This is a genomic window from Bdellovibrio sp. HAGR004, from assembly GCF_055397015.1.
On the sequence record NZ_AP029176.1, the window covers coordinates 23,442 to 43,554 of the forward strand.

The window sequence follows — 20,113 nt, forward strand, 5'->3', positions numbered from 1 at the left end:
GCGTAGCATGTCTGGAAAAAATATTAATCTGACCTTGAAAGTTTGGAGACAAAAAGGCCCTAAAGACCAAGGGGGCTTTGCAGAGTATCAGGCAAAGAATGTTTCTGAAGACGCTTCTTTCCTGGAAATGCTGGATGCAGTAAATGAAGAGCTGGTCGCAAAGGGTGATGAGCCTATCGCCTTTGACCATGACTGCCGTGAAGGCATCTGCGGGACTTGCGGCTTTGTGATCGACGGCGAAGCTCACGGCCCGATGAAATCCACAACCGTGTGCCAGTTGCACATGAGAAACTTCGCTGATGGTGCAACCCTGACGATTGAACCATTCCGCGCGAAAGCTTTCCCGATGATCAAGGATTTGATGGTGGACAGATCCGCTTTGGATCGTATCATCTCCGCTGGTGGTTATATCACTGCGAACACGGGTAATGCTGTGGACGCCAACGCGATTCTGGTTCCGAAGGCGGATGCTGATGAAGCAATGTCTTCAGCAACTTGTATCGGTTGCGGCGCGTGTGTGGCAGCTTGTAAGAATGCTTCTGCTGCTTTGTTCACTTCTGCCAAGATCTCCCATATGGCGTTGTTGCCACAGGGTCAGGTGGAAAGAAAAGAGCGCGCCATCCGCATGGTGGGCGCGATGGATGCAGAAGGCTTCGGCTCATGTACAACAACGGGTGCTTGTGAAGCGGCCTGCCCGAAAGAGATTCAGCTGACGAACATCTCGCGCATGAACCGCGAATTCTTCGTAGCCAACGTCACCAAACGTGAAAAACACAAAGACGGCGGCGCCGGCTAAAAAAAAGAAAAGGGAGTCCACGGACTCCCTTTTTTATTTCCGTCCTCAAAAGGTGCCTGGTTGTTTTTTCTGGCTAAGCCGCATCAAATCCTTCCCTAAAGCAAGCGTCACCCAAATTTTTAGTTCTGAAATAGTCCTTTAATATTGAATGCTTAATTACGGATTTAGAGCACTTTGTTGCGCTGTAGCCAGAAAAAACAACCAGGCACCTTTAACCTTTAAATTCTGCGGCATGGGTCTTTCTCATTGAGAGACATCTTTGATCTTTTCTTCTTCGACATTCTTCTAAAGCTCGTTCAACAAACTTCCGAAACTAGACCAAGGATTGGGCTTATGAAGAAGATCAATGAACTAATGGCAGAACTGGGTTTCAAAAACGATGCACCTGACAGCGTGAAAGAAGCCTTTATCAAACACCTTATTAAGGCTTCCGCGGGCGTCAATGTCGTGACACCTTCAGAGCGCAAAGAGATCGCAGCGAATCCGCAAAGAATCGTTCAATTCAAAGCTCCTCAACAAATGAGTTTTGATTTTATTGATGAAAATCCCACACCTAAGACCGGTAAAAAAGCCGTTTCTTAGTCCAGCTAACAAGTGCAAAGTCCGGCTTCTCCTAGACCTTGGTCGTGGGATAAGCTGGACTTTCAGCCAAAAATTCAGAAATTCTTAACCACAATAAAAAATAGATAACCAGCCCCTACCCTCATTGGTACCATTTTGGAACTAGGGACGTCTGGGGAAAATTTTTCCCCTCTCTGTCGATAGAAAATCACCCATTGAAGGAGGGGATCACATGAAAAGGCTTATGGAAAGAGCCTCCAAAGCGCTGGCACTTGGCTTGTTGCTTACTGGATTAAACGCGTTTGCGGCTGCACCTGAGGCAGTACCTGGTGAATTCATCGTAAAATTCAAAGACGACGCAGTCGCGACATCTTCTTTGAATATCTTGAGCCAAGAATTAGGTTCTTACGTGAAGGACACCATCCCTGGTCAAAATATCGTGGTGATCAAACGTCCCGTGTTTGAGATTCAATCCAATGTTGTAAAGTCATTGGCACAAAATCCAAACATCGACATCATCGAGCCAAACTATATCTACAGAATCAACAGAACTCCAAACGATCCGATGCTGGGTCAACTTTGGGGCATGATCAATAACGGTCAACCGGATTCTCAAAAGCGCGAAGGCATTGCCGGCGTGGATATCGGAGCCGCTCAAGCCTGGGATATCACCACAGGTTCTAAAGACGTTATCGTGGCGGTGATCGACACGGGTGTGAACTACAACCACCCAGATCTTAAAGGTAACATGTGGACAAACGATGCAGAGTTGAACGGTCAGCCCGGCGTTGACGATGATGGCAACGGTATCATCGACGACATCTACGGCGCGAACTTCGTGACAGCTGCTAAACCAACCGGCAACCCTCTGGATGACCACGGTCACGGTTCTCACTGTTCTGGTACTATCGGTGCTACTGGCGACGATGGTAAAGGTATCGTGGGTGTGGCTTGGAATGTGCGCATCATGGGTGTGAAGTTCCTTTCTGCAAGCGGTTCGGGTTCTTTGGATGGAGCTTTGAAAGCGATTGATTACGCGACTTCCAAAGGTGCAAAGATTCTTTCCAACTCCTGGGGTGGCGGCGGCTACTCTGAAACACTGAAGCAGGCGATCGAAAGATCCAATGCAGCCGGGGCTTTGTTCGTGGCAGCTGCGGGCAACGAATCCAACAACAATGATTCCAACCCGACTTACCCTGCAACTTACGATGTGCCAAACGTGCTTTCAGTAGCAGCGATCGACAATCGTGGTCAGATTGCTTCCTTCTCTAACTACGGTAAAACAAAAGTTCACGTGGGTGCCCCTGGTGTGAACATCGTTTCTTCCATCACTGGAACTGGTTATGACTCTTGGTCTGGTACTTCCATGGCGACACCTCACGTGTCTGGTATGGCAGTTCTTCTGGCTTCCGCTGAGCCCAACCTGACTGGTATTGAGATGAAGGAAAGAATTGTTTCCACATCCAGACCAATTGCAGGTTTGCGTGGTAAAGCAAGAGGTGGTTTGGCAAATGCCTACGCCATGCTGACAAACACTCTTCCACAGCCGGATCCAAACGATCCAGTGAACTGGCAGACGGTGGATGTGGCTCACTCCACTCCTCACCCTTATGCTGGTAAGGCGAACCTGACGTATGAGGTTTCTGTTCCAGGTGCAAAACAGATCTCCATCTTCTTCTCTAAGTTCGACACTGAGAGAGATTATGACAACGTGAAGTTCTACGATGCCGCGGGCAAACTTTACGGCACTATGAGCGGTAAGAACGATGAAACGTTCTCTCCGGTGATCGATGGTGACTACGTGAAAATCGTGTTCACTTCCGACGACTCTGTTAATAAATACGGATTTGACATCACAAAAGCTGCTTGGAGATAAAGGCTAGCTCCGTGATCTATCAAAAGAGGAAGGCCACTCTTTAGAGTGGCCTTTTTCATATTCTATTTTTATCCGAAATCAAAATCAGGAATGCCAAGATCTATTTGACGGAGCTTTCGATAAGAAACTTTTCCATCTTCAGATTGGTATAGTCGGGGAAATCCAGCTGTGTGCAGTGAGATCCGTAAGGAACAAGCACGAATTCGGAGTGTTTGATTTTTTCTTTGAAGTGATACTGGAATCGAATGGGTGTGACCATGTCCTTTTCACCCGAAATAATCAGTACCGGCACCTCGATGGTTTCCAGCACACTTTCGCCGTCGTATTTCATCAGCTCTTCAAACAGTCGCAGAAACACTTCCAGATTCATGCGCGCGACACCGCGGGCATAGACTTCGATGTCTTTAAAGTGTGTCACTTTTAAATTGAATCCACCAGCCAAGGCCGCAAGGTACATCGACATTGGATTATCCACCGCCAATTTCCACAGAGTATTCCACAGGTCCGGCTGATGTTCGTACTGGGATTTCACAAAATAAAAGAACGGCTCAATCACGTCCAAACCAAACATGCCTTTGATCGGATTTTTAGCAAATCCATTGATGAAGATCATCGACATGAACAGATCCGGTTGGCGTGAATATAGATCCAAAAGCAACGGTGCGCCGAAGCTGTGCCCGGCAAAATGAGCTTTCTTGATGTTCAGATGCTTTAGCAGGCCGATCATGTCTTTGGAAAGGGCTTCCACGGTCAGTTGACTGGCGTCGGCTACGGGACAACTTTTCTGGTGGCCACGCAAATCAAAGCTGATGACTTTATACTTCTTTGAAAAGTATTCGATCTGATGATGCCAGTGATTCAAAAGGCAGGCGATGCCATACACCAGCACCAGTGGCTCTCCTTCTCCACGAACTTCGTAGTAGATGGGTGTGCCATCGAAGCTTTCAAAGCTGCCGGTGGTTTTTGGTGTGGTCTCCATGATGCCTTTCCTCTAGACGTAGCTGACCTTAATAAGGGTATTTCCTACTGAAATCAAATCCCCGTCTTTGAGCATTTCGGCATCTATTGTCTTCTGGTTAAGGGTCACCCGCCCCTTGGCTTTGATTTTAATTTCGACCATGCCTGGACCGGGGTGCAGTTCGAAGGCCTCTTGCGGGGCCTCGTCGTCCAGAAGCTCAATATCCAAAGAGTCCGCCCCCGCCGATCGGGGTCCGTACCCTAAAATAATTTCCTCATCAGTTTGAATGCCCTGAATGAACTGAAGCCGCAAAGCCGGACTGAAGCTTTGCAGATTGGCAGGCGTTGAATTTTCCGGCGCAGGGATGTCCCCAAGACGGTCCCGTAAAATGCTGCGCCAAGTTATGAGGCGGGAGAAGTCCAATGCGAGTTCTTCTTCGACGGTCACGACTTTGAACTGGGTTCTGCCCAGCTCAAAGATAACCCCCGGTAATAACGCCACTTTTTTCACACGCCGGCCGTTAATGTGAATCCCGTTAGAGGAATCCAGATCCTGCAGAACGTACTGCCCCTTCCCGTCCAGGGCAAACTGGGCGTGGGTGCTAGAGACTTTACCGTCTTTAATGATGATGTCGGCTTTCGATCGACCGAGGGTCAAACCCTCTTCCACCTTAAAGCGGGAGCCTTCGTTGGGGCCGTCCATTATCTCAATAAAAGTGACCATTTACACATTCTAGGACTGGTTTCTTGGGGATTCAATTGCCTAATCCTTGTGCTTGGGCCAAAGCCGTGCTAAACCCGTTAAACATTTAAAAAAGTCATCCTTGCTCCCGCTTACAGAAGTGGGGGCTATAAACCGAAAGGATAGTTCAATGGAAACTACTACAACGAAAAAACCTTACGAGGTTGTCGTTATCATGCATCCAGATGCAACTCTGGAAGATCAAAAAGATCTATTCAAGAAGAACAAAGCGACAATCGAATCTTACAAAGGTTCTGTTAACTCTTTGGAAACTTGGGGCAAAAGAACTTTGGCAACTCCAATTGGCAAGTTGAAAAAGGCAATCTACTTCCACTCTACATTCGAAGCTGACACACAAGCTATCGCTGAGCTGGAACGTACAATGCGCATCAACGATAAAGTTCTTCGCTTCATGCACACTCGCTTGGATGATCGCGTTTCTTTGGCAAAATTCATGGAAGGCTTCAAAAAAGGTCTTGCTGAATCTGCTGCTCGTGAAAAAGAACGTGAAGCAAAAGCTGCTGCTCGTAAAGCTGCTTTCGCAGCTGCAAAAGCAGAGCGTTCTGAGCGTTTCGATAAAGGCGAATAATTAAAGTAAAGGCGTAAGCCATGAAGAAGACGGCGACCCCCCAAAAGTTCATCACAATTTCATCACTCTCGATTTTGTTGTCGATGCTCACGGGGATTATGGGCGCCCCCCTTCTCCGTGTCTTGCGCAAAGCCTACGGTCCTATCGCCTTTTGGATTTTAGGGATCGTAGTCACAGGAGCTGCGTGGCTCCTGAACGCTCAACCTCTGGCTCTGTTCTTAGGCTCCGTTTGGATGACTTTAGGTGCCTACATGGAATTAGAACAAAGAGGACTTGGGTGGTGGATTTCGGGACTCTTGAGTGTTGCTGTGGGATCTGTGGCTGCGGGCCTGGGGATCATGGGAGCTTTCAAAAGAAACGGGATCAACACGTATGCTGAAGTTCAGAAGCTGGTGGAACAGTTCTCCCAAAAGGTTCAGGAAATGAATCCGGCGGTGAAGTTGGATCCGGGTGTTTTGATCCAGCAGGTGCCCTCAGCCGTGGTTATCATGTTAGTGTTAGCCCTGGGTTTGGGACTTATTTTTGAGAGAAGGGTTTTTTCGTGGCTCAATTTGCCCCGCGAGAAAATTGCCTCTCAGCTCAAGTTGTTGGAATATCGTTTGCCCGATTATTTTATTTGGGTGGCGATGACAGCCTTCCTTCTGACAATGGTGAGTTTTGGCGGTAAGGCCACTGCTATCCTCGCAGTTAATATACTGAACGTTTCAATCGTTCTTTATTTCTTTCAGGGGCTGGCGGTGTTGGAGGTATTTCTAAACTCGATGCGAGCAGGATTGTTCATGCGAGTTTTGACGTACATAATCTTGGTCGGTCAGTTATTGCCGATTCTGGCAGTGGTTGGCTTGGTCGATTACTGGGTTGATTTCAGGGCGCGTCTTCGCAAGATGAAGACTCCGACTGAAAACAGCTAAAAAATGGAGATCACATGAAAGTTATTCTTCAAAAAGATGTTAAAGATGTAGGTCGTGTTGGTGAGTTGGTGAACGTTTCTGAAGGTTTCGCAAGAAACTTCCTGTTCCCACGCAAATTGGCTGCGGAAGCTACTGAAAAACGCGTAAAAGAGTACGAACACTTGAAACGCGTTGCTGAAGCTAAGAAGAAAAAAGCTCAAGCTGAAAGACAAGAGCTTCTTAACAAGATCAACGGCACAACTATCACATTCAAGTTGGCTGCTGGTGAAACTGATAAGCTTTTCGGCACTGTAACTACTACAGACATTTCCAAAGAACTTCAAAAAATGGGTCACTCCGTAGATCGTCGTGACATCCATCTTGAAGAGCCAATCAAAGTTTTGGGTCAACACAAAGCTGTGGTTCGCTACTCTGAAGGTATGGAAGCAAAGATCCAGATCGCTGTTGAGCGCGCGTAAGCCGATTTATAGCATCTGAAGCGAAAGTTTCTTTAAAAGGGACCCCAACGGGTCCCTTTTACTTTTTTGCCATAAGACTTTCTTATGGATTTGATTTGAAAAATTGTATTGCACCGGTGCCATTTTGGGTGTTTAAAGGCCTCACCTTTTAGGGGAAGGTGGGGGGCATATGAAACTTATCAATGTTACAAAATCTTTGGTTCTTACGGGTGTGGCGGCGGCCTTGGCGGCTTGTTCCCCAGCAACTCAAAACTCTGTTCAGTCCGGCACACAAAGCACAGGTATTATCGGTGGTCAGCCGGTGGATACCAAAGACAGCATTGCAAAGACGACTGTGGCGATCATCGCTTCTGTAAAGACAGCGGACGATCAAGAAGGTCAGTTCATCTGTACAGGCTCCCTTCTTAAACACAATATGGTTCTGACTGCAGGCCACTGTGTTCCTCAGGTGGGTGAAGAATACAAAGAAGTGTCTTTGTATGTGATCTTCAATACAGACATCAATAAAATGCAAAGAACTGACATCCGCCTGGTGGTGGATTCTGAAGTTCATGAAGACTACGGTAAAATCGGTCAGGATGGCGAAGACGCCAGTGACGTTGCGGTTCTAAGATTCGCAGGCGGCATGGCGCCGGGCTACCAGATTGCAAAGTTCTTGTCTGACGAATCCCTTCTTGTTCCGGGCACAAAGGTGACATTGGCAGGTTACGGATTGATTGAAACCGATGGTGTGAATACAAAATCTGACGATCGTCTTCGCAAGGTGGATGTCGAGATCGCTGACAGCTTCGGTAAAACTGAAATGCTGTTGGATCAAACTCAAGGTAAAGGCGCTTGCCATGGTGACTCTGGTGGCCCAGCATTCCTTGAAGTGAATGGTGTTCAATACGTTTGGGGCATCACAAGCCGTGGAGCTGGTAAGGACGGCAAAGATGACTGTTCACTTGTAGCGGTTTACACGAAGGTAAAATCTCAAGCGACATTCATCAACAAAGCGATCAAAACTTTGAGCAAAAGAGAGCAACAACAACAGCGCCTGGCTCAACAACAATAATCTTCATCTGAAGAGATTTAGAAAATAGAAAAGGGTCCCGATGAGGACCCTTTTTTTATGCGCTCTCGGCGCTGTTTTCGACCTGCATTTCCAAAAACACAGTTTGCAGGTAGTCTGCCATCACTTCCCGCAGTTCCTCGAGCGTGAGGCTTTCGGGGTTCTTGCCATGCTTTTCCAGCAGGTTGTTAAATTCTCTTTCGACAGGGTCCTGGGGCAGTCCTGTTGCCGCAACCACTGCCTTCGCCAGTTTATTTCCCATGATCAGCCTCCATGCTTTTCAAAGGTCTCTGTAGTGAAGACGAATCCAGTCCATCAAGAGGTTAACGCGAACTCAACCCCAAAGGCGCAATCAAGTCCAAGGTCCAGTTTGGACTTACAAAACCCCTAGCTGCGCCGATGGGAATGTTCCTTGGCCCAATTCCGTGCGCCCGGCAGGCACCAGTACAGGAACGGCAAAAGCACCCGTCGCGGCAGCAAGCGGCGAATATAGTAAAACACTGTGGCATCCAGAGTGGCCGGAAGCCACAGTGGCGGATTTTCAGTTTTCATGGCCTTCAGGATCTGCTTGGCCACCTTTTCTGGCGTTGTGAGCGACATGTTCATCATACGCTCCACAAAGGGGGTCATGTTCTTGTAGAAATCGCAGTACGGCCCGCTCCAGTTCCGAGTCGGATCTGATTGCGGCGTGTGATAGACGTTCTTGTGCGAAGGGCTGTGGATAAAGCCCGGTTGAACCAGACAGATTCTGACGCCAAAGGGGCGCATCTCATACCACAAAGCCTCGCTGGCGCCTTCCAGGGCGAACTTAGAGGCTGAATATGAAGACATCGTCGGCATGGCCAGCATCCCGCTGACCGAGGAGATATTGATGATCTTGCCCCGACCCGTTTCACGCATATGTGGCAGACACAGACGAATCAACCCCATGGGACCGAAATAGTTGGTGGCCATCTGAAGTTCTTCATCTTGTTCCGTCATGTGCTCAACCACGGCGCGATAGGAAATGCCGGCGTTGTTAATTAAAATATCCACGCCACCCCAGGTGCGACTGATATCGTGGATCAGATGCTGGCGGCTTTTTTCGTCAGTCACATCCAGAGCCCGGATCAGGAAACGATCGTCTTCGCGAAACTCATTGCGAACTTTTTCCAGGCTTTTTTCGCGAGCGGTGGCGACCACACGATATTCTGTGCGTTCATGCAGAAGTTTGGCGACAGCCATGCCGATACCCGAGCTGCATCCCGTGATCAGAACGACAGGCTTATAGTGTTGAGGTTTCTTACGTTGGAAAAAATAAATAAGGGGCCTCATAGGGCCCCATTATCTTAGACGGTTGATCCAGGTGCAAAGTTTTTAGGTCTGCCGCCCGGCATTGGTGGGGGCGCCTGCGGCGGAGGCAGTGGACTCACTGGGCCTTCCGGGTCTGCATCGCGGAATCTATTGTACTGGGCATCGAAGCGCATTTTCACAGGGCCCGTGGCACCGTTACGCTGCTTACCCACGATCACTTCGGCGTGACCTTGTTTGTCTGGATTTTCTTTGTCGTAGTAGTCATCACGATAAAGCATCATGATAACGTCGGCATCCTGCTCGATAGATCCGGACTCACGCAGGTCAGAAAGCATTGGTTTCTTCTCTGTACGTCCCTCAACCCCACGGTTCAGCTGGGCCAGAGCGATCACTGGAATCTGAAGTTCCTTGGCGATGGCTTTCAAAGATTTGGAAATCTCGGCAACCTCTTGCTCACGTGATTGCATCTTTTGTTTCATGCTCATCAACTGCAAGTAGTCGATCATGATCAGATCAAGGCCGTGTTCGGCTTTCAAACGACGGGCACGGGAACGGATCTCAAACGGAGAAACACCCGGCGTATCATCAATGAAGATAGATGCTTCAGAAAGCGCACTGGCCGCGTTAATCAGCTTCGGCCATGCCGAATCCTGAATACGACCGTTACGGATTTCACTCATGCTGACTTTGGATTCCGCAGACAGCATACGCATCATCATGGACTCTTTACCCATCTCCAAAGAGAAGTAAGCCACAGTCTTTTTCAGACGAAGGGCAACGTGCTGAGCAATGTTCAGAGAGAAGGCTGTCTTACCCATGGACGGACGAGCGGCAATGATCGTCATCTCGCCCGGGTGTAGACCGGCGGTCATTTCATCCAGCTTCTTGAAGCCTGTGGCAAGACCGGTGATCTCGGCTTTGTTCTTGTAAAGTTCTTCAATCTTTTGAATGGAAGCCTTGACGATTTCCATAGAGCCCACAAGACCTGTTTTGGTTTTGTTTTCGCCCACCTTAAAGATTTCAGATTCTGCCTGATCGACGAAAGATTCCACGTCCACGAAATCTTGTTCGTAGGCTTTTTCGATCAAAGAGGAATTAATTGCAATCAAGCGACGCAAAGTGGCCTTGTCTTTAACGATCTTGGCATGCGTGCCGATATTGGCAGAAGAAATGGTTTTATCCAAAAGGCTGATCAGATATTCAGGGCCGCCGGCAATATCCATGTGTCCCTGTGACTGCAAAACGTTCGTCACAGTGATGATATCAATAGGCTGGCCTTTGGCGTGCAACTCTTTAATGGCTTCGTAGATCTTTTGATGGCCTGGCTTATAAAAGTCATCAGCCATCAGAACGTCACCGACCTGATCGAGTGCTTCACGATCAAGCATCAAACCGCCCAGAATGGACTGTTCGGCGTCAATATTTTGTGGTGGTATTCGCGTACTCATTGAACCCCTCTAGAGTGGCGAAAATTAATAGAACTCAAAGTTTGCGGGCCTCGTGCGTGGTGGTGGTTCTCGGTTGGCCCGCTGATGCAAGACTTGAACGAATCTTAGTTCATTTTCTTTACACGAATCTTGTAGTTGTCAATTTTCTTCTTAAGAGTGTTGCGATTGATGCCCAGCATTTGCGCGGTTTTCACTTGGTTGCCATTATAGGCGCGCAAAGCAAGCTCAAGAAGTGGCTTTTCTACTTGTTCCAGAACTACATTGTACAAACCATTCAACTCAACTTGTGCTTCTTTTTGTTGAGCAAACAAAACTTCAAGTTTGCTTTTAACTAACTTCTCCAAGCTTACAGATTGAAGGTTGGCGACAAAAAGATTATCGGAACTGTTTAGGTTCGGCGTCATGGAACTCCCAAAATTTCAGATGAATCGTTAAGGACTATACTCCGCGTGTTTCGGGATTCCAAATATACTTATGCAGCTGTAATTGCAACCTTGCTGATGAATTTTTCTGCAAAATTTTTTCTGCCAACCAGCGTTCAGAGACTTGGCCGTATGATGGGCTGTATAAAACCACAAATTTTTCAAATAAATTATGTTGACGGCAGAATTCCTCAGACCATTCGAAATCTTTTTCTGAACAAATCACGAACTTGTATTCCGTGCTGGGAGTGGAAAAGCCGATGTTCTCCATCACAAATGAATTTGCTGCACCACTGTCTGGAGTTTTCACATCCAAAATAATTTTCACACGCGCATCAACTTCAGCAATGCTTTTTGATCCACTTGTTTCCAAAGAAACTTTGTAACCGCGATCGCAAAGAATTCTCATCAATGTGTGCACTTCTTTTTGCAACAAAGGTTCTCCACCCGTGATGCAGACGTTCGGGGCTTTGTGGGAATCGATTTCCGCCAGAATATTTTCCAGCGTTTGCATCTCGCCTTCATAATAGGAATATTTGGTGTCGCAATAGGTGCAGCGCAGATTGCAGGCGGTCAGGCGCACAAAGACTGTTGGACAGCCGACATAGGTGGTTTCACCTTGAATACTATAGAAAATCTCATTTATTTTAAGCATTTGACTGGCTCTTTGTCCTGCACCCCGGGGCTTAAGTCAAGGAAGGCCCCAGGGTGCATGACTAACTGCTGGGAATTTCGTAAATTTTTTAAATGAACCAATTCCTTAAAAAGTTTCGACAGGACGTCATTGCAATAGGCTTTTTGGGTTTAGGGCTGTTCTTTGCTCTTTCCCTGATTAGCTACAACCCCCTAGACCCCTCCCTAAATTCCATAGGGCAAGGGCTAAAAGCTGTAAATTATTGCGGAATTGTGGGCAGTTTCCTTGCCGATATGTTGTATCAGGGCATGGGCCTGGCAGCCTGGGTGGTCGTGGCCTGTTTTGTCAAAATTGCCTATGCTGCTTTCAAAGGTGAGTCCCTGAACCTTAAAAACATTCGTTTTGTCTGGGCCTTTCTGCTGATAGTGAATGTGGCCGCTCTATTCTCGCTGTATTTGCCGAACACCAAGATTTTCCAGGGGCAAATCTATTTAGGCGGCTTATTGGGTCTGGGCGTTTCTCAGGCTTTGATGGGGGCCTTTAACTCTGTGGGTGTGCAGGTCATCCTGTGGTCACTGATGGCCGTGTTGGTGGTCTTCTATTCTGAAAAAACACTGCAAGAGCTTGCCGAAGTTCCACAGGGACTTCTGGCCTCCATGAAGAAAAAGAAAGTCATGGATAAGGTGGCGGCATTCTTCTCTGGAATGTTTGTGCAGGAAGGTAAAAAAGGAAAATCTAAAAAATCTGATGCCAAAGAAACCAAAGCCAAGAGCATTTTCCCTCTTTCCGACAAGAAGTTCGTAGAAAAAGACGCCGAGGAAGAAGAAGAGGACGAAGAGCTGGAAGAACTTCTGGCCGCCGCCGAAGAAGAAGACGAAGAAGAATCTGACGAAGAGGATTCCGAGGAGTCTGACGAAGAAGAGGAAGAAGAGGTTCCTGCGGTTCGTCTGGCACAGAAGCGCAAAGTTGTGATGAAGGCCAAGCCGCCTCGTCGTATTGAAAACTGGGATATGCCGAAACTGGCGCTGCTGGAAGACCCTCCAGCGTCCCGTATCAAGATTGACAAGGCCGAGATTCAGCGCAAAGCCGACTCTTTGGTTGAGAAGCTGAAAAACTTCTCGATCGAAGGAACCATTCAGGATGCCAAGCCGGGTCCTTTGGTGACCATGTATGAATTTAAGCCCAATGCCGATGTGAAAATTTCGAAGATTTCGGAGCTGGAAGATGACCTGTCTTTGGCCCTATCTTCAGAATCTGTGCGTGTGGTGGGTCACATTCCGGGCACGGATGTGGTTGGTATCGAAACCGCGAACCTGAAGCGTGAAACCGTTTATTACAAAGACCTGATTGCCGAGGATCAGTTCTGGAGCGAAGACCTGGCGCTGCCGATGGCCGTGGGCCGTGCGGTGGATGGAGAGCCGAAGGTGGTGGATCTAAGAAAGATGCCGCATTTGCTGATTGCCGGTACAACGGGGTCGGGTAAGTCGGTGTTTGTGGGTTCTATCATCACGGGGCTTTTGTTCCGTCACTCCCCTAAAACACTTCGTTTGGTTTTGATTGACCCGAAGATGGTCGACCTGGCGCCGTTCTCCACTGTTCCGCATCTGGTGCTACCACACGTGACCGAGCCGAAGAAGGCGGCAACAGCACTGAAGTGGGCTGTGCGTGAAATGGAAAAGCGTTATAAGTCTTTGTCCAAATTCGGTGTTGGTAAAATTGAGGCGTTCAACGAAAAAACCGGCAACCTTTCCAAGGCTGAAGTTGAAGAGCATGAAAAGATCAACCTGGAGCTGGAAGAAGGCAAAGCGAAGCTGGATCAGTACTACTATCAGCCACTTCCTTATATCGTGATCGTGGTAGACGAGTTGGCAGACTTGATGATCGTGGAAAAACAAAACATCGAAGAGCCGATCCAGCGTTTGACACAAAAAGCGCGCGCCTGCGGTATCCACTTGATTCTGGCGACCCAGTCTCCGCGTAAAGACGTCGTGACGGGTTTGATTAAAACAAACATCCCGGGCCGCGTGGCCCTGAAGGTGGCTTCTAAGATGGACTCGCGAATCATCATTGATGACTCGGGTGCGGAACGCTTGCTTCCGAATGGGGATATGTTGTTCCAGGCACCAGGTGTTGGTAAGCCGACCCGTCACCACGGTCCTTATTTGTCTGATGGTGAAATTGGCAATGTTGTAAAACACTGGGCATCTCAAGCAGAACCTGAATACGATCCTCTGGCCATGAAAGCGCTGGATGGATTTGCTGGGGGGGATGGCGGTGAAGCTGGCGGCGGCGACGGTGGTGGCTTTGGTGAAGAAGAGTACGATGAGAGATACGATGAAATTCTGTCGTGGGCTTCTGAGCAGAAAGAAATCTCTGCGTCTTTAATTCAGCGCAAATTCAGACTCGGATATCCGCGAGCAGCACGCATGATTGAGATCTTCGAAAAAGAAGGCGTCGTCGGCCCAGCGAACGGCAGCAAGCCGCGTCAAGTTCTGGTGAGTAGTTACAGAGAACAATAAATAGAGCCTTGACTGCACCACCCTTGGTCGTGGTCTCATTAGGAGACCATATAACCATTCAAGGAGGAATTTATGTTCAAGGCTATTATTGCGGCCCTAGGTTTGGCGTTCTCTGTTAATGCAGTTGCAGCACCATCTGTAACGGACGTTCTGGTTCAGGCACAAATGCCTGGTATTCTGGAGCAAGCTCAGACAACCGGTTTGGACTGGAAAGTTGGCGACAGAGCTGACTACAGCGTGGACATGGGTTTCATCAAAGGTTCCATGATCATGTCTGTAAAATCCATCGGAGCTGATGGCATCTGGTTGAATCAGGATGTGGATCTTGGTTTTGCTGGTAAGCAAAAAATGGAAATGTTGATCGATCCAAACACTGGCGAAACTAAAAAGTTGTTGGTGAACGGTAAAGAACAACAAGTACCTAAACAAGACGTAGAAGTAATTGAAGTTAAAGAAGATCGTATCACTGTTCCAGCAGGTACTTTCGATTGCATCCACGCTCGTTTGAAAAACAAAGAAGACAACTCTGAGATCAATGCTTGGATCAACCCACAGCAAATCCCAATGTCCGGTCTTTTGAAACAAGTGGCTCCAAGCCAGTTCGGTAACGTGACTGTTGCTTTGAAGTCTTTCCAAAAGAAATAGTTCAATGAAGTTGAAGTTCTTAAGAGCCGCTGTCTTAGCGGCTCTTACTCTTTCCAGCCCTTTCGTTTTTGCTCAGGCCAAAGCTCCCAAGTCTGAGACCTATAAAGACATTATTGAAAAAGCCTACAACTTGAGTCTGCAGCGCGATCGCCAACAGGCGCTCAATATTCTGTCCAGCGCGATTCAAAGAGAAACCCGTCCTCAGGCTGTCAGTGAACTGAAAAAGACAGTGAATGAGGTTTCCAACATCTTCTTCAGTGACAAGGCTCAGCAACTTTTTGAGACCGGCGTGTCCTTGCGTAAGTCCGAGATCAATCAAGCTCTGGACAAGGTGGCTGAGGCCGCTCGTATCGAGCCTGATAACTTCCCGATCGTGAACGAACTTTCACGTCTGATGATCGCAAAAGGAGACTGCAAAGGTGGTCTTGAGACTGTTAGAAAGCAGCTTTTGGTGGTCCCTTTTGATGAAGAGCTGAAATTGACCCAGGCTCAGGCATTGGCCTGCCAGTCGAAATGGGTTGAATATCAGAAAGTTATCGACTCAGTGGCAGTTAAAAAGAGTCCCCAGCAGAAATTCTGGTATGCCCTGGAAGTGCAGAAGTATCTGGAGCTCAACAGCCCTGTCAAAGCTCAGGAGTCCTTGGCTCTATTAAAGAAGGCTGATGATAAATATCCTGAGTCTTTCTATTGGATCTGGAAGGTCAGTCAGATGCAGAAGAGCCCCAATACTGAGGAAGCTCAGAAATACGTGATGACCTGCAAAAACATTTCAGCGAACCAGTATAGACAGTATATGATAGACCCCATGCTTTGTCGCCGTATCACCGAGGTGGAAGGCGATTTGAAGGGGATCCATGGAACATCTGAATAAAACGATCATTTTGGCAGCTCTTTCACTAGCGATGTTCGGTTGCGGAGTGAAAGGACGCCCTCTTCCTCCGCTGAATCCGGCGCCTTTGGGGCGCGGTGAGCCGACTTTCAAAGATTCCACATCCCCAACTCCCGTTAAAAAGAAGTCCAAGGATTCAGAGGCTGGACAGCCATGAGTGCCTTTTTGCCAATCACGATCACGAAGATGTCTGGCGCGGGTAACACCTTCGCTTTGGTGGATGCTCGCGATGGTTCGATCTGGAAGGACATTGAAAGCCATCTGAAGATGACCCGGGCTCAATTTGCGAAGCTGGTCTGTGACCGGGTTCTGGGCGTGGGAACGGACGGCTTTCTTTTGATTGAATCAGGATCTGAGGGATTTGATTACAACTGGGACTTCTTCAACAATGACGGATCAACCGCAGAAATGTGCGGCAATGCTGCACGCTGTGCGGCCCGTTTTTGTTATGAAAACCTGGGCGGCAGTCCCACGGGGGCCTTACGCTTTAAAACCGGTGCGGGTCTGGTGACAGCCCATGTTCTTGGGGACACTCGTGTCCGCGTTCGTATGCCTGAGGCACGATTCATTCAGGAGCAGATTGAACTAAAAACCAAATCCAGTTCGACGGAGACGTTTGCTTTGGTGAACACCGGCGTCCCTCATCTGGTTCAGAAGATCCACGCTTTCTCTGACACCGTTGCGCTGAAGGATATGGCGCGTGAAGCACGTTCGCATCATGACTTGCAGCCTGCGGGGGCCAATGTCACTTTTTATGCCGAAGAATCTGTTGCGAAAATTCGTGCCGTGACTTTCGAGCGTGGCGTTGAGGATTACACTCTGGCCTGCGGGACCGGCGCGGTGGCCGCTGCCTTTGTGTATTCGCAACAAACCAAAGAATCCCGCGTTGAAGTGCAGATGCCTGGTGGAGTGATGTTTGTCAGCTTCATCGCGGGCGACCCCCATCCACTGATGGAGGGCGATGCCGTGTTTATTGGTGATTTTAAATATAATCTTGAGGTGGTGGGATGAAAAATTTCAAAGGAACTTTCACGGCGCTGATTACGCCATTTAAAAATGGCAAAATAGACTTTGCGTCGTTGGATAAGCTGGTGAAGCACCAATTGCAAAACGGCATTGACGGTTTCGTCGTCAATGGGACAACGGCGGAAAGTCCGACGCTGACAGGACAGGAAAAAGCAGAGCTGTTGCAGCACCTGCGTTCAGTCTGTGGAAACAACGTTCCTTTGATTATGGGAACGGGTTCGAACAGCACGGCGCAAACGATTGAAGATTCACGCAAAGCGGAAGAACTGGGGGCTGATGCAATCCTGGTTGTTGTTCCGTACTACAACAAACCTCCGCAGCGGGGTTTGTATGAACACTTTAAGGCGGTGGCCAGTTCAGTCAAGATTCCGACGATCTTATACAATGTCCCGGGAAGAACGATCACTTCTTTATCCGCAGAAACCACTCGTGATCTATCCAAGGTCGCGGGAGTTATCGGCATCAAGGATGCCACGGGAAAAATCGATGTTGCCAAAGAGCTGATTGCTGCCTGCGGGAAGGACTTTGTGATGCTTTCCGGTGATGATGGAACCTACGTGGAGTTCCTGGGTGTCGGTGGTCATGGTGTGATCTCGGTTGCAACGCACGTGATCCCTGCCCAAATGGTGCAGTGGAAGAAGTGGGTATCTGAGGGCGCTATCGAAAAAGCTCGCGCGGATATTGCGAAGTACAATGACCTGATCAATCTTCTGTTTGTGGAAGCAAATCCCATCCCGGTTAAAAAAGCTGTTCAGCTTTTGGGTCTGATTGAATCTGCAGAGCTTCGATTGCCGCTGGTTGAGCTGGCGCCGGAACACACCGAGGCCTTGCGTGCAGAAATGAAAAAAGTGGGTCTTCTGTGAAAAAAATCAAAATCGGACTGTTCGGGTCCGCCGGCAGAATGGGCAAGGAAATATCCGCTGTTATCGAGGCAAATCCTCGGTGCGATCTGGTCTATGCCCCCTTGCGGGGTGAAAAGTGGGATGAAAAGAAAGCTTCGACTGTGGATGTGTGGATTGATTTTTCGTCTCCAGAGGCCTTGAAGGATGTCTTAAAAAAAGCGGCCGAGCACAGAACCCCTGTTGTCTGCGGCACGACGGGTTTTTCAAAAAAAGAAAAGGATCTTCTGCAAAAGTACAGCGCGAAGATCCCTGTTCTGTGGTCTTCAAATATGAGCCTGGGTGTGGCGGTACTGAACGAGGCTTTAAAGTCTCTGTCGGCTATTTCACATTTTGACTTTCAAATTGAAGAAATTCACCACAATCGCAAGAAAGACCGTCCTTCAGGAACGGCGATCACTCTTCAGGAGAATCTGGAAAAAGCGGTTGGCAAAAAACTGCCAGACGCTTTGGCCATTCGTGGGGGTGGTGTGTTCGGGGTTCATAAGATTTTCGCGATGAGTGACGAAGAGGTTTTGACCTTCGAACACACGGCTTTAAATCGCACGGTGTTCGCCAAAGGAGCCGTCCAGGCGGCGGAATGGCTGGTAAAACAGAAGCCAGGCCTTTATCAGATCCGCGATGTTCTTTTCGGGAAGAAGAAATGAATTCCAAGCGGCATATCGCGCTGATTTATCTGACTTTGGATCTTGTCGGCGGGGTCGAAAAAGCCAAAAGACTATTGGAGAAGCTTTCAGAGTGTGGGGAGATCGTCGCCATCTCCTCTGTTTACAAGCGTTACCTTACCGACGAACGTCAGGATCTGAGCGCACGCATGGAATTTGTTGTGCGATTTGAGACATCTCTATCAGTGGATCAGTGCCTGCATCTGGTTTTATCCCAGTGTGAACAGGGTGCCCCGGGTTTACTTCAGCGCAGCCATGCGGAACTGACGCTGCTGACTTTTGATGACATGATTGTGATGTCTCCCCGCCTGACTCTGCCATACCCGCAGATGCATCAGGATCCGCTGATTATCCGGTGTGCCGCAGAGGCCTGGGGAGCTTATGAGCATCCCATCTATCAAAAGAGCCTCAGTGAGATTGCCAAGACGGCACAACCAGCGAAGCAGGCAGAGTTTTATATTCAGGGTAAAAGCCTGGTTGATTTTTAAAATCAGCCAACGTACAAATTGTGAGTATCTAAAATCACTGATTAGAATCTTGGAGTTCCCATGAAGTTTTTTATCGACACGGCAGAAATTGAAGAAATCAAGCAAGCCAACCTGCGTGGTTGGGTTGATGGTGTGACCACAAACCCTTCTTTGATCGCAAAAAGCGGTAAAGACTTCCACACAGTGATCAAAGAAATCTGCAAAGAGATCTCAGGTCCAGTGTCCGCCGAAGTGATCAGTCTTCAACATGAAGAGATGGTGCGCGAAGGTAAAGAGCTGGCAAAGCTGGCTTCAAATGTCGTTGTAAAAATCCCTATGTGCGAAGACGGCATGATTGCTGTTAAGAAACTGAAAGCGGAAGGGATCAAGACCAACGTCACGTTGGTGTTCTCTCCAATGCAGGCCTTGTTGGCTGCAAAAGCTGGTGCGACCATGGTGTCCCCGTTTGTGGGTCGTTTGGACGACATTGGTGTTGAAGGTATGCAGATGGTTGATCAGGTTATCCAAATGTATCGCAACTATGATTTCGACACTGAAGTCTTGGTCGCAAGCGTGCGTAGCCCGATGCATATTCAACTTGCAGCTGAAATGGGTGCCGATATCGCTACAATTCCATTTAAAGTGATGCAGCAGATGACTCATCACCCACTGACCGACAAAGGTATTAAAGCCTTTATGGACGATTGGAATAAGGCTCAGAAGAAGTAATGAACAAACTTTCTTTGTTATTTGTCTTTCTAATGACTGTTCTTTTGTCCAGTTGTCGAACTGGGGGCGTGATTCTACGTGAAACGCCCCTGAACCTCAGCGAGACACGTCGTGTGGTCATGTCTGTGATTGGTGAGCCTCGCACGGTAAGCCAGAACGGGCGCGAAATGACGTCCCGCTATTACGACAAAAAAGGCAGCAATATCGAGAAGATGGATATGGCCAAAGAAAGATATTATACGCACGTCACAATTCTGGGCGATCGCCGTCCTTATGATGTGCAAGTGCAGGTTCTGGTCGAAGGTCGTAATGAAGAAGGAGGTTTTGACCTCCTTGACCGCGATGACGACAGAGCCGCTCCCATCGCGGAAAAGCTGCGCCAGACGCTTAACCAAAGTCGCGACAGTCGCAACGTGATTGACGACTTCCGTTCCTTCTAAATACGATAAAGACTAGTCAGAAGTGACTATTCTTATAATGAGGTGACTGTTGCAAGGACTGCGACTGAAGCGGTTGTTGATACCGCTGACCGTATT

General features: G+C 48.3%; 24 protein-coding genes. 17 read left to right on the plus strand and 7 right to left on the minus strand.

Features of this window, described 5'->3' with window-relative positions:
• Positions 1 to 7 precede the first annotated feature (7 nt).
• From ACZ5ZV_RS00115 to ACZ5ZV_RS00125, 3 genes are all read left to right on the plus strand, one after another.
• On the plus strand, positions 8 to 796 hold the full coding sequence (locus ACZ5ZV_RS00115; RefSeq protein WP_464119184.1) for a succinate dehydrogenase/fumarate reductase iron-sulfur subunit: 789 nt from the start codon (positions 8 to 10) through the stop codon (positions 794 to 796).
• A gap of 333 nt (positions 797 to 1,129) precedes the next feature.
• Positions 1,130 to 1,378: a hypothetical protein gene (locus ACZ5ZV_RS00120; RefSeq protein WP_464119186.1), complete on the plus strand. Its 249-nt coding sequence runs from the start codon at positions 1,130 to 1,132 to the stop codon at positions 1,376 to 1,378.
• A 211-nt stretch (positions 1,379 to 1,589) separates the two neighbouring features.
• Complete coding sequence (locus tag ACZ5ZV_RS00125) at positions 1,590 to 3,233, plus strand: S8 family serine peptidase (protein WP_464119187.1); 1,644 nt, start codon at positions 1,590 to 1,592, stop codon at positions 3,231 to 3,233.
• 100 nt (positions 3,234 to 3,333) lie between these two features.
• On the opposite strand, the gene ACZ5ZV_RS00130 is transcribed toward ACZ5ZV_RS00125, so the two are convergent.
• Positions 3,334 to 4,212, minus strand: coding sequence for an alpha/beta fold hydrolase (locus tag ACZ5ZV_RS00130; protein ID WP_464119189.1), 879 nt, complete (start codon positions 4,210 to 4,212; stop codon positions 3,334 to 3,336).
• A 12-nt stretch (positions 4,213 to 4,224) separates the two neighbouring features.
• Positions 4,225 to 4,914, minus strand: coding sequence for an FHA domain-containing protein (locus tag ACZ5ZV_RS00135; RefSeq protein WP_464119190.1), 690 nt, complete (start codon positions 4,912 to 4,914; stop codon positions 4,225 to 4,227).
• Positions 4,915 to 5,062: 148 nt separating this feature from the next.
• On the opposite strand from ACZ5ZV_RS00135, the gene rpsF reads away from it, so the two are divergent.
• The 4 genes from rpsF to ACZ5ZV_RS00155 all read left to right on the plus strand — a co-directional run bounded on the left by rpsF (position 5,063) and on the right by ACZ5ZV_RS00155 (position 7,944).
• A complete protein-coding gene (rpsF, locus tag ACZ5ZV_RS00140; protein WP_464119192.1) occupies positions 5,063 to 5,521 on the plus strand; it encodes a 30S ribosomal protein S6 in 459 nt (152 codons plus the stop codon).
• A gap of 20 nt (positions 5,522 to 5,541) precedes the next feature.
• Positions 5,542 to 6,432, plus strand: coding sequence for a DUF2232 domain-containing protein (locus tag ACZ5ZV_RS00145; RefSeq protein ID WP_464119193.1), 891 nt, complete (start codon positions 5,542 to 5,544; stop codon positions 6,430 to 6,432).
• A 14-nt stretch (positions 6,433 to 6,446) separates the two neighbouring features.
• The gene (gene rplI / locus ACZ5ZV_RS00150) at positions 6,447 to 6,890 is read left to right on the plus strand and encodes a 50S ribosomal protein L9 (RefSeq protein WP_464119194.1); all 444 of its coding nucleotides are present in this window, start codon (positions 6,447 to 6,449) and stop codon (positions 6,888 to 6,890) included.
• Positions 6,891 to 7,059: 169 nt separating this feature from the next.
• Positions 7,060 to 7,944, plus strand: a complete 885-nt coding sequence (locus tag ACZ5ZV_RS00155) for a S1 family peptidase (RefSeq protein WP_464119195.1) — start codon at positions 7,060 to 7,062, stop codon at positions 7,942 to 7,944.
• A gap of 55 nt (positions 7,945 to 7,999) precedes the next feature.
• Here the strand turns inward: ACZ5ZV_RS00155 and ACZ5ZV_RS00160 are convergent, their stop codons facing one another.
• The 5 genes from ACZ5ZV_RS00160 to ACZ5ZV_RS00180 all read right to left on the minus strand — a co-directional run bounded on the left by ACZ5ZV_RS00160 (position 8,000) and on the right by ACZ5ZV_RS00180 (position 11,759).
• Positions 8,000 to 8,203: a hypothetical protein gene (locus tag ACZ5ZV_RS00160; protein ID WP_464119197.1), complete on the minus strand. Its 204-nt coding sequence runs from the start codon at positions 8,201 to 8,203 to the stop codon at positions 8,000 to 8,002.
• Positions 8,204 to 8,328: 125 nt separating this feature from the next.
• Positions 8,329 to 9,255, minus strand: a complete 927-nt coding sequence (locus tag ACZ5ZV_RS00165; RefSeq protein ID WP_464119198.1) for an SDR family oxidoreductase — start codon at positions 9,253 to 9,255, stop codon at positions 8,329 to 8,331.
• Positions 9,256 to 9,269: 14 nt separating this feature from the next.
• Positions 9,270 to 10,682, minus strand: a complete 1,413-nt coding sequence (dnaB, locus tag ACZ5ZV_RS00170) for a replicative DNA helicase (RefSeq protein WP_464119200.1) — start codon at positions 10,680 to 10,682, stop codon at positions 9,270 to 9,272.
• Between the two features lie 104 nt (positions 10,683 to 10,786).
• Positions 10,787 to 11,086, minus strand: a complete 300-nt coding sequence (locus ACZ5ZV_RS00175) for a helix-turn-helix domain-containing protein (RefSeq protein ID WP_011162662.1) — start codon at positions 11,084 to 11,086, stop codon at positions 10,787 to 10,789.
• A 34-nt stretch (positions 11,087 to 11,120) separates the two neighbouring features.
• The gene (locus ACZ5ZV_RS00180; protein WP_464119201.1) at positions 11,121 to 11,759 is read right to left on the minus strand and encodes a radical SAM protein; all 639 of its coding nucleotides are present in this window, start codon (positions 11,757 to 11,759) and stop codon (positions 11,121 to 11,123) included.
• Between the two features lie 92 nt (positions 11,760 to 11,851).
• On the opposite strand from ACZ5ZV_RS00180, the gene ACZ5ZV_RS00185 reads away from it, so the two are divergent.
• The 10 genes from ACZ5ZV_RS00185 (at position 11,852) to ACZ5ZV_RS00230 (ending at position 20,017) form a co-directional block, all read left to right on the plus strand.
• Positions 11,852 to 14,257 (plus strand): DNA translocase FtsK, encoded by a 2,406-nt coding sequence (locus ACZ5ZV_RS00185; RefSeq protein WP_464119202.1) that lies wholly within the window; start codon positions 11,852 to 11,854, stop codon positions 14,255 to 14,257.
• A 72-nt stretch (positions 14,258 to 14,329) separates the two neighbouring features.
• Positions 14,330 to 14,902 carry a hypothetical protein gene (locus tag ACZ5ZV_RS00190; RefSeq protein WP_464119204.1) on the plus strand — a complete coding sequence of 191 codons (573 nt, stop codon included), beginning with the start codon at positions 14,330 to 14,332 and terminating at the stop codon, positions 14,900 to 14,902.
• 4 nt (positions 14,903 to 14,906) lie between these two features.
• Positions 14,907 to 15,773, plus strand: coding sequence for a tetratricopeptide repeat protein (locus ACZ5ZV_RS00195; RefSeq protein ID WP_464119205.1), 867 nt, complete (start codon positions 14,907 to 14,909; stop codon positions 15,771 to 15,773).
• Positions 15,757 to 15,948, plus strand: coding sequence for a hypothetical protein (locus tag ACZ5ZV_RS00200; protein ID WP_464119206.1), 192 nt, complete (start codon positions 15,757 to 15,759; stop codon positions 15,946 to 15,948). The genes ACZ5ZV_RS00195 and ACZ5ZV_RS00200 overlap by 17 nt, the downstream gene beginning before the upstream one ends.
• A complete protein-coding gene (gene dapF / locus ACZ5ZV_RS00205) occupies positions 15,945 to 16,802 on the plus strand; it encodes a diaminopimelate epimerase (protein ID WP_464119207.1) in 858 nt (285 codons plus the stop codon). The genes ACZ5ZV_RS00200 and dapF overlap by 4 nt, the downstream gene beginning before the upstream one ends.
• Positions 16,799 to 17,680: a 4-hydroxy-tetrahydrodipicolinate synthase gene (gene dapA, locus ACZ5ZV_RS00210; protein WP_464119208.1), complete on the plus strand. Its 882-nt coding sequence runs from the start codon at positions 16,799 to 16,801 to the stop codon at positions 17,678 to 17,680. Before dapF ends, dapA begins: the two co-directional genes overlap by 4 nt.
• Complete coding sequence (locus tag ACZ5ZV_RS00215; RefSeq protein WP_464119209.1) at positions 17,677 to 18,363, plus strand: 4-hydroxy-tetrahydrodipicolinate reductase; 687 nt, start codon at positions 17,677 to 17,679, stop codon at positions 18,361 to 18,363. The genes dapA and ACZ5ZV_RS00215 overlap by 4 nt, the downstream gene beginning before the upstream one ends.
• Positions 18,360 to 18,869 carry a hypothetical protein gene (locus ACZ5ZV_RS00220; RefSeq protein WP_464119210.1) on the plus strand — a complete coding sequence of 170 codons (510 nt, stop codon included), beginning with the start codon at positions 18,360 to 18,362 and terminating at the stop codon, positions 18,867 to 18,869. Before ACZ5ZV_RS00215 ends, ACZ5ZV_RS00220 begins: the two co-directional genes overlap by 4 nt.
• A 60-nt stretch (positions 18,870 to 18,929) precedes the next feature.
• Positions 18,930 to 19,577, plus strand: coding sequence for a fructose-6-phosphate aldolase (gene fsa, locus ACZ5ZV_RS00225; protein ID WP_464119212.1), 648 nt, complete (start codon positions 18,930 to 18,932; stop codon positions 19,575 to 19,577).
• On the plus strand, positions 19,577 to 20,017 hold the full coding sequence (locus tag ACZ5ZV_RS00230) for a hypothetical protein (protein WP_464119213.1): 441 nt from the start codon (positions 19,577 to 19,579) through the stop codon (positions 20,015 to 20,017). Before fsa ends, ACZ5ZV_RS00230 begins: the two co-directional genes overlap by 1 nt.
• Positions 20,018 to 20,113 lie beyond the last annotated feature (96 nt).

Bases quoted from the DNA above. Each gene is read 5' to 3' on its own strand.
- ACZ5ZV_RS00125 (WP_464119187.1), top strand. From the start codon at position 1,590: ATGAAAAGGCTTATGGAAAGAGCCTCCAAAGCGCTGGCACTTGGCTTG.
- ACZ5ZV_RS00195 (WP_464119205.1), top strand. From the start codon at position 14,907: ATGAAGTTGAAGTTCTTAAGAGCCGCTGTCTTAGCGGCTCTTACTCTT.
- ACZ5ZV_RS00135 (WP_464119190.1), bottom strand. From the start codon at position 4,914: ATGGTCACTTTTATTGAGATAATGGACGGCCCCAACGAAGGCTCCCGC.
- ACZ5ZV_RS00200 (WP_464119206.1), top strand. From the start codon at position 15,757: ATGGAACATCTGAATAAAACGATCATTTTGGCAGCTCTTTCACTAGCG.
- dapA (WP_464119208.1), top strand. From the start codon at position 16,799: ATGAAAAATTTCAAAGGAACTTTCACGGCGCTGATTACGCCATTTAAA.
- rplI (WP_464119194.1), top strand. From the start codon at position 6,447: ATGAAAGTTATTCTTCAAAAAGATGTTAAAGATGTAGGTCGTGTTGGT.
- ACZ5ZV_RS00130 (WP_464119189.1), bottom strand. From the start codon at position 4,212: ATGGAGACCACACCAAAAACCACCGGCAGCTTTGAAAGCTTCGATGGC.
- fsa (WP_464119212.1), top strand. From the start codon at position 18,930: ATGAAGTTTTTTATCGACACGGCAGAAATTGAAGAAATCAAGCAAGCC.
- ACZ5ZV_RS00160 (WP_464119197.1), bottom strand. From the start codon at position 8,203: ATGGGAAATAAACTGGCGAAGGCAGTGGTTGCGGCAACAGGACTGCCC.
- dapF (WP_464119207.1), top strand. From the start codon at position 15,945: ATGAGTGCCTTTTTGCCAATCACGATCACGAAGATGTCTGGCGCGGGT.
- ACZ5ZV_RS00185 (WP_464119202.1), top strand. From the start codon at position 11,852: ATGAACCAATTCCTTAAAAAGTTTCGACAGGACGTCATTGCAATAGGC.
- ACZ5ZV_RS00175 (WP_011162662.1), bottom strand. From the start codon at position 11,086: ATGACGCCGAACCTAAACAGTTCCGATAATCTTTTTGTCGCCAACCTT.
- ACZ5ZV_RS00115 (WP_464119184.1), top strand. From the start codon at position 8: ATGTCTGGAAAAAATATTAATCTGACCTTGAAAGTTTGGAGACAAAAA.
- ACZ5ZV_RS00190 (WP_464119204.1), top strand. From the start codon at position 14,330: ATGTTCAAGGCTATTATTGCGGCCCTAGGTTTGGCGTTCTCTGTTAAT.
- ACZ5ZV_RS00120 (WP_464119186.1), top strand. From the start codon at position 1,130: ATGAAGAAGATCAATGAACTAATGGCAGAACTGGGTTTCAAAAACGAT.
- ACZ5ZV_RS00220 (WP_464119210.1), top strand. From the start codon at position 18,360: ATGAATTCCAAGCGGCATATCGCGCTGATTTATCTGACTTTGGATCTT.
- ACZ5ZV_RS00165 (WP_464119198.1), bottom strand. From the start codon at position 9,255: ATGAGGCCCCTTATTTATTTTTTCCAACGTAAGAAACCTCAACACTAT.
- ACZ5ZV_RS00155 (WP_464119195.1), top strand. From the start codon at position 7,060: ATGAAACTTATCAATGTTACAAAATCTTTGGTTCTTACGGGTGTGGCG.
- ACZ5ZV_RS00180 (WP_464119201.1), bottom strand. From the start codon at position 11,759: ATGCTTAAAATAAATGAGATTTTCTATAGTATTCAAGGTGAAACCACC.
- ACZ5ZV_RS00145 (WP_464119193.1), top strand. From the start codon at position 5,542: ATGAAGAAGACGGCGACCCCCCAAAAGTTCATCACAATTTCATCACTC.
- rpsF (WP_464119192.1), top strand. From the start codon at position 5,063: ATGGAAACTACTACAACGAAAAAACCTTACGAGGTTGTCGTTATCATG.
- dnaB (WP_464119200.1), bottom strand. From the start codon at position 10,682: ATGAGTACGCGAATACCACCACAAAATATTGACGCCGAACAGTCCATT.
- ACZ5ZV_RS00230 (WP_464119213.1), top strand. From the start codon at position 19,577: ATGAACAAACTTTCTTTGTTATTTGTCTTTCTAATGACTGTTCTTTTG.